Here is a 14,750-nt window from a genome sequence, read left to right as displayed (position 1 = left end):
GGTAGAAAAAGTGAGGGAGAGTCATGTATCTGCTTGAATCATGTGCGGTAGCATTTTCCATGTATTCCAAGATCCCGATGCCGCGTGTGGACTGGAATGAAAAAAATATGAAGTATGCCATGTGCTTTTTTCCTGTGATCGGGGCAGTGATCGGGATCCTGGAGGTGCTCCTTGGCGGGCTTTTATTCAAAGCCGGTGTGGGCAGATTGTTTTTTGCGGCGGCCATGACGCTGCTCCCTGTTCTGGTGACAGGAGGGATCCACATGGACGGATTCATGGATACGATGGATGCGGTCAGCTCCTATGGGGACAGGGAGAAGAAGCTTATGATCTTAAAGGATTCCAACTCCGGTGCATTCGCGATTCTCGGCCTGGGATGCTATTTCCTCTGGAGTCTGGCCCTGTGGAGCGAGGTGTCTTATGAGATGCTTCCTGTGATCGCGTGTGGGTATGTACTTTCCCGTTCTTTCAGCGGATTTTCCATCGTCACCTTCCAGGCGGCGAGAAATTCCGGTCTGGCCCGCACCTTCCAGGACGGGGCAAAGCGGAAAAATGTCCGTGTGGTTATGATCCTCTATCTGCTTGTGTTCTCAGCTCTTGTCCTTTTCCTGAGTCCCATCCTGGGAGGGGCTGCGCTGACTGCGTCGGTCCTGGCATTTTTGTACTACAGAAGACTCTGTGATAAGCAGTTCGGAGGTGTGACCGGGGATCTGGCGGGCTATTTCCTGCAGATCTGTGAACTGGCAGTACTCACGGCCGTTGTGTTATTTGGAGGATTGTTATGAAGATCATGTTGATACGGCATTTCCAGACACCGGGGAATGTGAAAAGACGCTATGTGGGGCGGACAGACGAGCCTCTTTTGGAAAACGATGCGCTGTCCGGCCTTGTGGAAGAAAAGCGGAAGATCTTAAAAGAAAAAGGAATGCCCGATGAGGTGGCAGCAAGCCCTATGAAGCGCTGCATCCAGACGGCCGGATATTTGTTTCCGGGAAAAGAGCTTTATCTGTGTGAGGACATGCGGGAGTGTGATTTCGGGCTGTTCGAGGAGAAGAATTATGAGGAGCTAAAGAGTCTTTCCTCCTACCAGGAATGGCTGGATTCGCGGGGAACACTCCCCTTTCCGGAGGGGGAGGCGCATGAAGACTTTAAGGCCCGGTGCGTCAGAGGATTTGAAGAGACGTTACAGGAACTGATCCGGCGGGGATGTAAGACCGGGGCTATGGTGGTCCACGGCGGCACGATCATGTCGGTGCTGACTGCGTTTGATCGGGAGAAGCGGGAGTTTTACCACTGGCAGGTGGAAAACGGAGGCGGTTACCTGGTGACGCTGGATGAGAAGGCCTGGGAGACAGGCGCAAAAGAATTCAGGGAGATAGAACGGTTATGATGTCATTGATCGCCTGCGGGACAGGTTTTGTGTTAGATTTTCTATTCGGGGACCCGGTGTGGCTGTACCATCCGGTCCGCCTGATCGGAGCGCTGATCGCGGGCCTGGAAAAGCTGGCCCGCAGGCTGTGCGGGGAACATCAAAATGCGCTTCTGGCAGCAGGTGTGCTGCTTTTGATCATCGTGGCGGGCCTTTCCACGGCGGTTCCGCTGCTTTTGCTGTATGGGGCAGGGCGGATCCACCCGGGGCTTTCACTGGCCCTGGAGAGCTTCTGGTGCTATCAGCTTCTGGCGGCAAAGTCTCTGAAACAAGAGAGCATGAAGGTATACCATGAGATCAAAAAGAAGGATTTAAAAGGAGCCAGAAAAGCCGTTTCCATGATCGTGGGAAGGGATACCGACAGTCTGGATGAAGCAGGGGTTGTGAAGGCGGCCGTGGAGACGGTGGCGGAAAATACATCCGACGGAGTGACCGCGCCCCTTCTGTTCATGATGATCGGAGGCGCCCCTTTCGGATTTTTCTACAAGGCAGTGAATACCATGGATTCGATGATCGGATATAAGGATGAGAAATACCTTTACCTGGGGCGGTGTGCGGCAAAGCTGGATGATGTGCTGAATTATATCCCGGCCAGGCTCTCAGCGGTGCTGATGACGCTGGCGGCATACCTGTTAAAGCTGGACGGGCACAGGGCATGGAGCATCTATCTTCGGGACAAGCGCAAACATGCAAGCCCCAACTCCGCGCAGACGGAGGCCGTGTGCGCCGGGGCGCTGGGGATTCGGCTGGCGGGAGATGCGTTTTACTTTGGAAAGTTATATAAAAAAGAGTACATAGGTGATGCGGTACGTCCCGTGGAAGCAGAAGATATCCCGCGGGCCAATTCCTTGATGTATGTAACGGCGGTTCTGACCTTCGTGGTATTCGGGATCGTGAAGCTTTGCTGGTTGTCTTTATACATGTAGAAAAAGAGCCGTGCTAAGCAGAAAACACCATGGATTTGCAGAAAAGCACATTTTGCAGGGAAATACAGTTGATTTGCAGAAAATGACAGTTGATTCGGGAGGACTTATGGAATACATGCATGGCGGAGACATTTATACATATGAGGGGATGCTTGATTTTTCGGCAAACATCAATCCCTTTGGGCCAAGTAGGAAGGTGATGGATGCGGTGGCAGCATCCGCCCCTCACATCGGCGCCTACCCGGACAGCAGATGCAGGCGGCTTCGTAAGGCAGTCTCCCAAAAGGAGGGAGTCCCGGAAGAATCCCTCGTATTCGGGAATGGAGCGGCGGACCTGATCTTCTCCCTGGTCTTTGCCGTGAGGCCGGAAAAGGCGGTGCTGACGGCCCCCTGCTTCTTAGAATATGCCCAGGCGCTTCACGCCGTGGACTGTGAGATCGTGTATCACAGACTCCGGGAGGAAGACGGGTTTCGTCTGGGGGAGGATTATCTGGAGAAGTTCAACGAGGATGTGGATATGGCATTCTTATGTTCCCCGGATAATCCCACCGGGCAGGAGATCGAAAAGGACCTGCTTGAAAAGATCATACAGAAATGCAGAGAGTATCACATCCTCCTGGTGCTGGATGAGTGTTTCTATGAATTTCTGGAAGATCAGGAGCAGGTGCTGACTCCGAAGGAGGCTATGGAATCGCCGTGGGTGTTCCTGATGAGGGCGTTTACGAAGATGCACGCCATGCCCGGACTCCGCCTTGGCTATGGATTCAGTGCCAATGAGGGGCTGCTTGATCGGCTTTCTCTGGTGCGGCAGCCATGGAGCGTATCCGTGGCTGCACAGGAGGCAGGACTGGCGGCACTTACGGAACCGGACTGGGTGGAAAGGACAAGAGCTTTTGTAAAGGAAGAGCGCAGATGGATGGAGGAGCGGATGGATCAGATCGGCGTGAAGCATTTTCCATCCGCGGCAAATTATATCCTGCTTAAAAGCAGCTTTGATCTGTCCAAACGTTTGAAGGAGAAGAAGATCCTGATCCGGGACTGCAGTAATTATGAGGGATTGGAAAAAGGATATTACCGCACGGCAGTGAGGTTAAGATCAGAAAATAAACAGCTTTTAGAAGCACTGGAAGAGATCTACAGAAATGAAAAGTCAGAGGAAGGGGGAGCATGAGATGGCAAAATGCATTATGATACAGGGCACGATGTCCAATGCAGGGAAAAGTATTTTAGCAGGAGGGCTGTGCAGGGTCTTTCATCAGGACGGATATAAGACGGCTCCGTTTAAGTCACAGAACATGGCACTGAATTCATTTATCACGAAGGACGGCCTGGAAATGGGACGGGCGCAGGTGATGCAGGCGGAGGCGGCAGGCATTGAACCCTCCGTTTTGATGAACCCGATTCTGCTCAAACCGACCAATGATACCGGTTCCCAGGTGATCGTAAACGGCGAGGTGACAAGAGTCATGTCAGCGGCAGAGTACTACCGCTGCAAAAAAGAATTCGTACCTGCGGTTCTGGATGCATATCATAAACTGGAAGAAGAGTATGACGTAATTGTGATCGAAGGTGCCGGAAGTCCGGCGGAGATCAACTTAAAGGATGAGGATATCGTCAATATGGGACTGGCAGAGCTGGTTGACGCTCCGGTACTTCTGGTGGGCGACATCGACCGGGGAGGCGTCTTTGCCCAGCTGGTCGGGACCATCGAGCTTCTGGAGGAACAGGAAAGAAAACGCATTAAAGGAACGATCATCAATAAGTTCCGGGGGGATAAGGACATCCTGGCCCCTGGCCTAAAGATGCTGGAGGATAAGACCCATATCCCGGTGCGCGGCGTGGTGCCTTATTTTCATCTGGATATTGACGATGAGGACAGCCTAAGCGAGCGTTTCCAGAAAAAGGAGACAGGGGGGCTGATCGACATTGCCGTGATCAGGCTGCCGAGGATTTCCAACTTCACAGATTTTATGGCTTTGGAATGTATGGAGGGCGTATCTCTTCGGTATGTGAGTACACCGGGAGAGTTCGGTGATCCGGATGCGGTGCTGATTCCGGGCAGCAAGAATACTATCCAAGATCTGCTCTGGATGCGCCAAAGCGGGCTGGAGACCAAGGTCATCCGTCATGCCAATGCAGGGAAACTGGTCTTCGGGATCTGCGGCGGCTATCAGATGCTGGGTGAGGAAATCACAGATCCGAAAGGGGTGGAACAGCAGGGTACCATTCAGGGGATGGGACTCCTTCCAACGAAGACCGTGTTTGAAGAGGAGAAGACAAGAACCAGGGTACGCGGAACCTTCCGGCAGATGGAAGGAATGTTAAGCGGCCTTGAAGGGGTCGAAATCGAGGGATACGAGATCCACATGGGAACGACCACGAACGTAAGCAAAGAGGCGATTTTGTCCTTGAAGGATGATGTGAAGAAAGGCGCAGGGAAGCTGGACGGAGCGGCAAAGGGCAGCGTATACGGCTGCTACGTTCACGGTGTCTTTGATAAGCCGGAGGCGGCCGGCGGACTGATCAGGGCTCTTTTGAGATCCAAGGGACTGGATGAGAGTGATATCAAAGCAGTCGACCTTGAAGTTTATAAAGAACAGCAGTATGATAAACTGGCAGATATCATCAGAGAGAGTCTGGATATGGATGCCATTTACCAGATTCTTTGGAAAGGAAATGAGGCATAATGAAGTCTATCATTCGGATCGGCAGCCGGGAAAGCAGGCTTGCCGTCATACAGGCGGAAATCGTAAAGAATGCGATCGAGAAGCATCACCCTGAGATACAGGTGGAGCTGGTGACGATGAAAACCACAGGGGATAAGATTCTGGACAAAAGTCTGGAACTGATCGGCGGAAAAGGGCTGTTTGTGAAGGAGCTGGATAAGGCACTTCTGGAGGGGCGGATCGATATTTCCGTACATAGTTTAAAGGATATGCCGATGGAAGTTCCGGAAGAACTGCCCCTGATCGGATACAGCAGGCGGGAGGATCCAAGAGATGCGCTGATCTTCAAGCCGGGAAAGACACAGATCCCGGAAGGCGGCGTCATCGGAACCTCAAGCAGACGCAGGATGATCCAGTTAAGTAAGCTGTATCCCTCCTGCAGCTTTGCAGGGATCCGGGGAAATGTGCAGACACGCCTTAAGAAATTAGAGGAGCAGAACTTTGACGGGACGGTCCTGGCGGCTGCGGGACTCAAAAGGCTTCATATGGAATCCGTTATGGGCCGAGTGTTTGAGGTGGATGAGATGGTTCCGGCGGCAGGGCAGGGGATTTTGGCGATCCAGGGAAGAAAAGGGGAAGACCACTCTTATCTGGACTGCATTGTAAGCAGGAAAAGTGAGGCAGAAGCAGGGGCAGAGCGGGAATTCGTCAAAGCCCTGGACGGCGGCTGTACCTCTCCGGTGGCGGCTCATGCCGTGGTGTCCGGGGAAGAGTTAAAGCTTTGGGGACTTTACTACCGCGAGGAGGATGATACCTTCTGGGTGGAAACGAGGATCGGGGAGGCTTCAAAAGCAAGACAGCTGGGCGCTTCCCTGGCAGAAGAGATGAGAAAGAGGAGTTAGAGATGGAGCAGAAAGGCAAAGTATGGCTTGCAGGTGCAGGCCCCGGAGACGCAGGACTTTTGACGGTTAAGACAAGAGGACTGATGGAGAGTGTGGATGTGATCGTGTACGACGCCCTGATCAGCGCAGAGATCTTAAGTCTGATCCCTCCGGATAAAGAAATGATCCATGTAGGCAAGCGTTCCGGGCACCACATGGTCCCTCAGGAGGAGACGAACCAGATCCTGCTTGCAGAGGCGCAGAAAGGGAAAAAGGTACTCCGTCTCAAGGGCGGTGACCCCTTTGTGTTCGGACGCGGGGGCGAGGAGCTGGAGCTGTTAAAGGAGCATAAGATTCCGTTTGAGATCGTGCCGGGAATCACCTCTGCCGCGGCAGTGCCTGCCTATGCGGGAATTCCGATCACGCACAGAGAGTTCACTTCCTCCTTCCATGTGATCACCGGACATCCGAGGAAAGACGGGACCAGCAGGGTAGATTACCCCTCTCTTGTCAATCTGAAAGGAACGTTAGTATTTTTGATGGGAATTTCCTCGATGGAAACGATCTTAAACGGACTGATGGGGGCCGGGATGAACCCGGATACTCCGGCGGCAGTGCTGGAAAAGGGAACACTTTCATCCCAGCGCCGCGTGGTTTCTACGGTGGCACATCTTACGGAGGATGCGAAGAAGACAAAGATTAGTACTCCGGCTATCATTCTGGTGGGAGAGGTGTGCGCACTGGCAGACGACTTCCACTGGGCCGAGGACAGAACCCTTGGAGGGACGCAGATCCTGATCACACGTCCGAGGCAGAACAGCTCCAGGCTGGCGGAGAAACTGCGCGCCCTGGGGGCACAGGTGATCGAGCTGCCCTCCATTGATACGAAGACCATCTCTCCGAATCCGGCGCTGACAGAGGCCATGAGAGAATTCGGGCATCAGGCAGCTGAGGAATGGCTTGTCTTTACGAGTCCCATCGGAGTGCGTGTCTTCTTCGGGCAGCTGGCAGAGATGGGGATGGACTTAAGACAGATCTTCTGCTGTCCTGCCAGGGTGAAGATCGCGGCTATCGGCTCGGCTACAGAACGGGAATTAAAAGAGCGGGGGCTTTTCGCGGATCTTGTGCCGCAGGTATACTGTGCAAAAAGCCTTGGAGAGGAGATCGCAGAAGCGGCAGAGCCGGGCAGCCGGGTAACCATTGTACGCGCGGCCGCCGGATCGGAAGAACTGCTCCCGCCGCTTCGTGCAGCCGGGATCAAGGCAGTGGACATTCCGCTGTACGAGACCGTATATGAGACCCATGAACAGATCAGGGATAAGATACAGGAACAGTTTGCATCCGGGGAGATCGACGCAGTGACCTTTACCAGCGCGTCAACGGTGAAGGGATTCGTTCATTCTCTTAATCTGCCGGATTATCACGGCATTCATGCGGTGTGCATCGGCGAACAGACTGCGGCGGAGGCGGAGAAATATGGGATGCAGATCCGCATTTCGAAGAAAGCCTCCATCGACAGTATGGTGGAATTGATCCTGGAAGAATTTGCGGCAGAAAAATAGTTTATGAAATCACTTGGAACAGACTGCGTTAGAACAGACCTGGTGGAATAGTCTGGGGAGAACAGACTGAACAGAAATGTACGAAAGGAGGAGGCTTAAATGCTCAAATACACATGCAAACGGATCTTAATCGGCGTACTCTCTCTTTTTGTACTCGTGACGGCGGCCTTTTTCCTGACCCGGATGATGCCGGGAAGTCCGTTCCAGACGGGCAATGTATCGGAGTCTGTGCTAGAGTCTATGGAGGAGGAGTATGGGCTTGACGAGCCTGTATCCAAACAGTATGTGACCTATCTTGCCAACTTGATGCACGGCAGCCTGGGAGTGTCCTTTAAGAAGCCTGGCGTAACCGTGGGAGAGGTGATCCGGCGGGCATGGCCCGCAACGGCCGCTCTGGGAGCATTGGCGATCCTGCTTGCAGCAGTTGTGGGGACAGCCTTAGGAATCTGGCAGGCTTCTTCTAAAAAACAGGCCGTGAAGGGCAGCATTTTCTTCGGGACTATGCTGGGGACAGGCATCCCCAACTTTGTGATCGCGCTTCTTTTGATGTTGTGCTTCGGTGTAAAACTGAAACTGCTTCCGATCGCCGGGCTGACTGAGGCCAGAAACTATATCCTGCCTGTCATTTCCCTGGCAGTATACCCTGCGGCCGTGATCACAAGGCTGATGCAGAATACATTCCGGGAGGAGATGGGGCAGGATTATGTGATCCTTGCAAAGGCAAAGGGGCTGAAATGGAGACGCACAGCCATCACCCATATCCTGAAAAATGCATGGATCCCGGTGCTCAACTACATCGGACCTGCGGCTGCATTTCTGATGACAGGAAGCTTTGTCGTGGAAAGCGTCTTCACGATCCCCGGCCTAGGCAGGGAATTTGTCAATTCTATCGCAAACCGCGACTATACGCTGATCCTGGGACTGACCACCTTCATGGGAGTCACCGTGATCGGGATCAATCTCCTGACAGACCTGCTTTGTGCATGGCTGGATCCGAGAGTCAGGAGGGCATACCGATGAGCAGTTGGAAGAAGAGAAAAGAGATAGGAAAGCAAAAGGGTCAGACCCCGAAGATAGACAGGCTGTTCCTTGTAGGTGTTTTGTTATTAACGGTTCTGGTGATTCTGGCAGTGCTGGTCCCGGCCATATCCCCTTATTCCCATACACAGCAGAGTGCAGAGCTTCAGAATGCAGCCACCTCACTTCGCCATCCCTTTGGAACGGATAAATTCGGACGGGACATTTTCGTGAGAGTCTGGTACGGAGCCAGGATCAGCCTGACGGTGGGAATCGGAAGCACCCTGATCTGCGGGATCATCGGGATATTATACGGGAGTGCGGCAGGATATCTGGGCGGGAAAACGGATCTTCTTATGATGCGCGGGGCAGATGTGATCGATGCGATCCCTTCCCTGTTATATGTGATTTTGATCATGCTCGTGATGGGGGCCAATGTGGGCAGTATCCTGTTTGGAATCTGCATCTCGGGCTGGATCGATCTGGCGCGGATCGTGCGGGGGGAAGTGCAGCGGCTAAAAACAAGAGAGTTCTGTACGGCGGCCCGTCTTGCAGGGGCGGGCACAGGGCGGATCTTAAGGCGTCACCTGCTCCCCAACGCGGCAGGGCCGGTCATCGTGAACCTGACGTTTATGATACCGAAGGCGATCTTTACGGAGGCATTTTTAAGCTTTGTGGGAGTGGGGATCTCAGCCCCCGCGGCAAGCCTGGGAACCCTGATCCAGGATGCGAGGAGCCAGATGCAGGTATATCCGTCCCAGATGCTGTATCCCATTCTGGTTTTATGTATTTTGATTTTTTCTATGAATCTGATCGGGGCCGGACTGGAACGGCATCTGAGGCAGATGGAGGAAGGATAGGAAAAGATGAGTTTACTAAGCGTACAGGATTTAAGCGTACAATTTCATGGCAGAGACACAAGTCAGGAGGCCTTAAGCCATCTGTCTTTCGAAGTGCGCTCGGGAGAGATCGTGGGGATCGTCGGGGAATCCGGTTCAGGGAAAAGCACCGGAATGCACGCGGTCCTGGGACTTTTGCCCCAGAGGGCAGAGGTGTCCTGTGAAAAAATCCTGCTGGATGGAAAAGACATCACTCCGCCAGATCAGAAGGGGAAGGACAAAAAGGCCTGGAAGGCATATGAGCGGACCATGGAGTCTGTGCGGGGAAATGAGATCGCAATGGTATTCCAGGATCCGCTGACCTACTTAAATCCGACCGTGAAGATCGGGCGCCAGATCACGGAGACCATCCGCGCTCATAAAAAGTGCAGTAGGAAGGAGGCCGGGGAGCGTGCGATGGAGCTTCTGGATCTGGTGGGGATTAGAAAAGCCTCAAAAAGGATGGGGCAGTATCCCTTCGAGCTGTCCGGGGGGATGCGCCAGAGAGTCGTGATCGCAATCGCACTTGCCTGCGAGCCGAAGCTGCTCATTGCGGATGAGCCGACCACAGCACTGGATGTGACCGTACAGGGACAGATATTAGAGCTGTTAAAGAAAATATCCGTGGAGACGGGAACAGCCATTCTCTTTGTTAGTCACGATCTGGGAGCGATTGCCTCCTTATGCAGGCGGGTGCTTGTCCTGCAGGCGGGAAGGCTGGTGGAAGAAGGCACGGTAGAAGATATTTTCTATGAGCCGAAGGATCCTTATACCCAAAAACTCCTTGAACGGGCCTCCCATTTACAACAGCTTCCCAAAAGCCGGGAAGTGGGAGATCCGCTTTTAAAGGTGGAGCACGTGAGCAAGTATTATACGGATCTCGGCTATTGGAGGAAACCGGAGAAGACAGAGGCAGTTCTGGATGTCTCCTTTGAGATTAGAAAAGGGGAGACCTACGGACTGGTGGGGGAGAGCGGATGCGGAAAATCCACGTTGGCAAAGATGGTTACCGGGATCCTGAAACCAACGGCCGGAACCATTTTGTATGAGGGCGAAAAGAAGAGACTAAAATACCCGGTGCAGATGGTGTTTCAGGATCCTTATGCATCCCTAAATCCCCGGATGACGATCCGGGAGATCCTGGAAGAACCTCTTCTTCTCAATACAGAGGATACGAAGGAAGAGCGTCTTGAGAAAATAGAAGAGATGTTAAGACTGGTCGGTCTGACCCCGGAGGATGCAAAAAAATATCCAAAGGCATTCTCCGGCGGGCAGCGCCAGCGGATCGGCATTGCCAGGGCGCTGATCCTAAGGCCGGAGCTTCTGATCTGTGATGAGCCTGTTTCGGCGCTGGATGTGTCGATTCAAGAGCAGATCCTAAGCCTGTTGGAAGAAATACAGAAAAAATGGGGAATTTCCTATCTGTTTATTTCCCATGACTTAAATGTGGTCAAGCGTATCAGCCGGAACATGGGAGTGATGTACGCGGGCAGCCTTGTGGAAACCGGATGCACAAAGGAGATCTATGAGGATCCCTGGCATCCTTACACAAAGGCGCTGCTCTCGGCGGTACTGGTGCCCGATCCGTGGAAAGCAAGAAGAAAAAAGGGAATCCTCCATACGGAAGAAAAAAAGGTGGAGGTCCCTCTGGGCAGAGGATGCCCGTTTGCTCCGAGATGTGGATATGCCATGGATATCTGCTTTGCAGGCAGACCCGAAAGATACCATTTTGAAGGCCGGCAGGTGGCCTGTTTCCTCTATTCAGAGGAACATGCGGGCAGACGAAGCGCGGGCATGAAGATGACTTCACAAATTTAATCACAACTAGAAAATGACACCGTTAACCGGGATAGAAGGAGAACGTGAATGAAAAATCGAATGAAAAAAGTACTGTGCACTCTTATGACGGCTTCGCTGTGTACGGCAGTGCTTCTGGGGGGATGTGCCGGAGCAGGAAAGGATTCACCGGACAAAAAGACAGACGGCAAAGGCCGAGATCAAAAGGAAATCGTGGTCGCCACAAACAGCGAGACCGGAGGATTAGATCCGGCGGGGATGATCGCCCTGACCTATCTGTCTTATTCGGTTTCTGCATTGGATGAGCTTCTGACCTATGATGAAAATGGGGAGATTGATTACCGCGCGGCAGAATCCTACGAGGTCAATGACGACTCTACCGTATGGACCTTTCACCTTCGGAAAGAGGCGGTGTGGTCGGACGGGACTCCGGTGACGGCGGCAGATTTTATAAATACCATGGTCCGCTCTCTGGATCCCAAAAGCGGGAACGGATATGCCAATTATCTTTTCCCGATCAAGAATGCAGAGGCCATCTATAACGGAGACGCCGATGTGGATACACTGGGCGTCAGGGCAGTGGATGACTACACATTGGAATTTACACTGGAAAAGCCCTGTGTGTATTTCCTGGATCTGTTAAGGCTGCCTGTGTATACACCGTCCTGTGTCAAATATGCGGATGCCGTGGACAGCGGATGGGATAAGAATCCTGAGACAAGCGTGGCAAACGGCCCGTTCTACTTGGCGGAATATGTGCCGGAGCAGTATTTTGTGGTAAAGAAAAATGAGAAATACTGGAATGCAGATCAGATCAAGTTAGACCAGATCACGTATCGTTTCTTTGATGATCAGCAGTCCATGGCCAGTGCCTATGAGACCGGGGAAGTGGATGTAGCGCCGGCTCTGCAGTCTTCTGTGATGGAGCTGTATGAGGGGAAGGGCGATCTGGTGATCACGGATACGATCGCTACCAGATACATTTACCCGAACCTGAACGTAAAACCGCTGGATGATGTGAGGGTCAGAAAGGCTATCAATCTTGCCATCAACCGCGAGGAATTGTGTAAGATGGTGGGAGATGATACGTCCCCTACCGTGAACTTCATCGCAAAATATATGAAGGATAAGCAGACCGGAGGGTATTTTGTGGATGAGGCAGAGCCGCCCTTTGAGGAAAACTTAGAGGAGGCAAAGAAACTCCTGGCCGAGGCGGGGTACCCGGATGGAAAGGGATTCCCTAAGCTGACTTATAACTATCCGTCTTTGGAAATGGATTCGGACACTGCCCAGGTGGTTCAGGAGCAGTTAAAACAGAACTTAAATATTGAGATCGAACTTAATGCACAGGAGCTTCAGGTGAACTATACGGAGCGCCGGGCAGGGAACTTTGATCTGTGCCGCATGAACTGGACTGCGGACTTTGCAGATCCGTATACCTATCTTTCTATGCTGCTAAGTAACAGTACTTACAACTGCAGCTGCATCCACGATGAGAAATATGATGCCCTGGTTGCGCAGTCCGACACGGAAAAAGATCCGGCAAAGAGGGCGGCGCTGATGCATGAGGCGGAGAAGCTGGCGGTGGGGGAAGAGTTTTATATCATCCCGCTGTATTCCATGAAAAGCTGTAACCTGATCCGTCCGACTATCAAGGGTATCACACAGATCCCGGCCACCGGAGCGTTAGAATACCGGTATGCGGACATCACAGAATAAATCAGACTGAGTAGATTGGACTGAATAGTTATGACGAATGGATATGCCTGAATAGATATGACATAGATATGACATACATGTGTTAGGGAGGTGCCTTAGATGTTTCATCTTGTAACCGGGGGCAGCGGGAGCGGAAAATCTGCGTTTGCAGAGGATATGATCTGCGGATATGCCGCAGAGTGTGCAGGAGACTTGTTTTATATCGCCACCATGATGCCCTTCGGGGAAGAGACAAAGCAAAAGATCAATCGCCACCGCAGGATGCGCGCGGATAAGGGATTTCAGACTATAGAGTGTTATACCGGGCTGGAACAGATGGCCAGGCAGGGCAGCAGGGACTGCCCCGGCTGGGAGAACGCGAAAAAGCCCTGTGTCCTGCTGGAGTGCATGTCCAATCTGACGGCGAATGAGATCTACCAGCCGGCGAGTGAGGCCTATGAGCCAGCGAATGAGGCCGGTCAGCCGGATCGTTCCGGGGCGGAGGAAACTCTGGCAGAAGAAACAGTAACAAAAGAAACAGCAGAGGATACAGTAACAGAGCGGATCCTGCGAGGAGTCATGGCGCTGAAAGAGAGATGCAGCCATCTGGTGATCGTGACCAATGAGGTCTGTTCGGAGTGTGCAGAGGATTCCGAAGAGATGCAGATGTACAAACGCATTCTGGCGGCAGTGAATGTCAGGCTTGCACAGATGGCGGATGCGGTCACAGAAGTGGTGTATGGGATTCCCGTTATGGTGAAATGTCCCGGCGCGGCAGAACCGGATAGTACGAAAGATAGTTGGAGCAGTGAAGGAGAGCCACATATGAAGTTAGTAATCGGCGGTGCGCATCAGGGAAAATCAGAGTATGCAAAAAGAAAATACAGCAGGATGCATTCGGATGCATCAGACGACACGAAGGAGAACTTTGTCTGGGCTGACGGAGAGAGCTGCTCTTTTGAAGAGCTTTATTCCTGCGACGGTATTGAGCATTTCGAGCTTTTGATCAAACGGATGCTGAAAGCCGGAGAGGACATTTCCACCCTTCCCGCTCGGATCGCAGAGAAGAATCCGGAACTCGTGATCGTGAGTACGGAAATCGGATACGGGCTTGTCCCGGTCGAGGCATTTGACAGAGAATACAGAGAGCAGACAGGACGCATCTTAACAGAGCTGGCGCAGCTTTCCTCCCGGGTGGACCGGGTAGTCTGTGGGATAGGCGTTACATTGAAAGGGGAAGAATCATGATGGAGCACATAGAACTGGAAAAAGTACTTCCGGCTGAAATAGAGGCAAGAAGTTTTGAAATGATCACAGAGGAGCTTGGGGATACACCGCTGATTCCCGGTACAGAGCCGATCGTGAAGCGGTGTATCCATACAAGCGCGGACTTTGATTATGCGAAAAATCTGGTGTTTACGGAGGGTGTTGTGGAGAAGGTACTGCAGGCTTTGAAAGACGGTGCATGTATCGTGACCGACACTCAGATGGGAAAAGCCGGGATCAATAAGAAGAAGCTTGCAAAATATGGTGGCGAGGTGTTCTGCTTCATGTCAGACGAAGACGTTGCTGCGGCTGCCAAAGAGCAGGGAACGACCAGGGCCACAGCAAGCATGGATAAGGCGGCTGCCCTTAATAAGAAGCTGATCTTTGCCATTGGAAATGCGCCGACCGCACTGGTCAGGCTGTATGAGCTTGTGAAAGAAGGACGTCTGGATCCGGAACTGATCATCGCAGTTCCGGTAGGATTCGTGAACGTGGTGCAGTCAAAAGAACTGATCCTGGAGCTGAAAGATGTACCTTCCATTGTTGCCAGAGGGCGCAAGGGCGGAAGCAATATTGCGGCCTGCATCTGTAACGCTCTGCTTTACATGCTGGACTAGGAGTTTATGGAGG

13 protein-coding genes are annotated in these 14,750 nt (G+C 52.5%); all 13 read left to right on the top strand.

Going from position 1 to position 14,750, the window contains the following annotated elements; translation table 11 throughout:
* Positions 1 to 23: 23 nt before the first annotated feature.
* The 13 genes from cobS (at position 24) to AC4OGX_RS20550 (ending at position 14,737) form a co-directional block, all read left to right on the top strand.
* Positions 24 to 785, top strand: coding sequence for an adenosylcobinamide-GDP ribazoletransferase (gene cobS, locus AC4OGX_RS20610; protein ID WP_493332708.1), 762 nt, complete (start codon positions 24 to 26; stop codon positions 783 to 785).
* Entirely contained in the window at positions 782 to 1,390 is a 609-nt protein-coding gene (locus AC4OGX_RS20605; protein WP_493332707.1) for a histidine phosphatase family protein, read from the top strand. The genes cobS and AC4OGX_RS20605 overlap by 4 nt, the downstream gene beginning before the upstream one ends.
* Complete coding sequence (gene cbiB, locus AC4OGX_RS20600; protein WP_493332705.1) at positions 1,387 to 2,355, top strand: adenosylcobinamide-phosphate synthase CbiB; 969 nt, start codon at positions 1,387 to 1,389, stop codon at positions 2,353 to 2,355. The genes AC4OGX_RS20605 and cbiB overlap by 4 nt, the downstream gene beginning before the upstream one ends.
* Before the next feature lie 106 nt (positions 2,356 to 2,461).
* Entirely contained in the window at positions 2,462 to 3,526 is a 1,065-nt protein-coding gene (locus AC4OGX_RS20595; protein ID WP_493332703.1) for a pyridoxal phosphate-dependent aminotransferase, read from the top strand.
* Position 3,527: 1 nt separating this feature from the next.
* Positions 3,528 to 5,042 carry a cobyric acid synthase gene (locus tag AC4OGX_RS20590; protein ID WP_493332701.1) on the top strand — a complete coding sequence of 505 codons (1,515 nt, stop codon included), beginning with the start codon at positions 3,528 to 3,530 and terminating at the stop codon, positions 5,040 to 5,042.
* Positions 5,042 to 5,923, top strand: coding sequence for a hydroxymethylbilane synthase (gene hemC / locus AC4OGX_RS20585; protein ID WP_493332700.1), 882 nt, complete (start codon positions 5,042 to 5,044; stop codon positions 5,921 to 5,923). The genes AC4OGX_RS20590 and hemC overlap by 1 nt, the downstream gene beginning before the upstream one ends.
* A gap of 2 nt (positions 5,924 to 5,925) precedes the next feature.
* Entirely contained in the window at positions 5,926 to 7,464 is a 1,539-nt protein-coding gene (cobA, locus tag AC4OGX_RS20580) for a uroporphyrinogen-III C-methyltransferase (RefSeq protein WP_493332699.1), read from the top strand.
* A 99-nt stretch (positions 7,465 to 7,563) separates the two neighbouring features.
* Positions 7,564 to 8,484 carry an ABC transporter permease gene (locus tag AC4OGX_RS20575; protein WP_493332698.1) on the top strand — a complete coding sequence of 307 codons (921 nt, stop codon included), beginning with the start codon at positions 7,564 to 7,566 and terminating at the stop codon, positions 8,482 to 8,484.
* The gene (locus AC4OGX_RS20570) at positions 8,481 to 9,341 is read left to right on the top strand and encodes an ABC transporter permease (protein WP_493332697.1); all 861 of its coding nucleotides are present in this window, start codon (positions 8,481 to 8,483) and stop codon (positions 9,339 to 9,341) included. The genes AC4OGX_RS20575 and AC4OGX_RS20570 overlap by 4 nt, the downstream gene beginning before the upstream one ends.
* A 6-nt stretch (positions 9,342 to 9,347) precedes the next feature.
* A complete protein-coding gene (locus AC4OGX_RS20565) occupies positions 9,348 to 11,177 on the top strand; it encodes an ABC transporter ATP-binding protein (protein WP_493332696.1) in 1,830 nt (609 codons plus the stop codon).
* Between the two features lie 48 nt (positions 11,178 to 11,225).
* Positions 11,226 to 12,875, top strand: a complete 1,650-nt coding sequence (locus AC4OGX_RS20560) for a peptide ABC transporter substrate-binding protein (protein ID WP_493332694.1) — start codon at positions 11,226 to 11,228, stop codon at positions 12,873 to 12,875.
* A gap of 99 nt (positions 12,876 to 12,974) precedes the next feature.
* Complete coding sequence (locus AC4OGX_RS20555) at positions 12,975 to 14,102, top strand: bifunctional adenosylcobinamide kinase/adenosylcobinamide-phosphate guanylyltransferase (RefSeq protein ID WP_493332692.1); 1,128 nt, start codon at positions 12,975 to 12,977, stop codon at positions 14,100 to 14,102.
* Positions 14,099 to 14,737, top strand: a complete 639-nt coding sequence (locus AC4OGX_RS20550; RefSeq protein WP_493332691.1) for a precorrin-8X methylmutase — start codon at positions 14,099 to 14,101, stop codon at positions 14,735 to 14,737. Before AC4OGX_RS20555 ends, AC4OGX_RS20550 begins: the two co-directional genes overlap by 4 nt.
* Positions 14,738 to 14,750 lie beyond the last annotated feature (13 nt).

It is taken from the genome of Faecalicatena sp., from assembly GCF_058819085.1.
The sequence above is the reverse complement of the archived record's forward strand: the minus strand, read 5'-3'. Positions and strand labels throughout refer to the sequence as shown.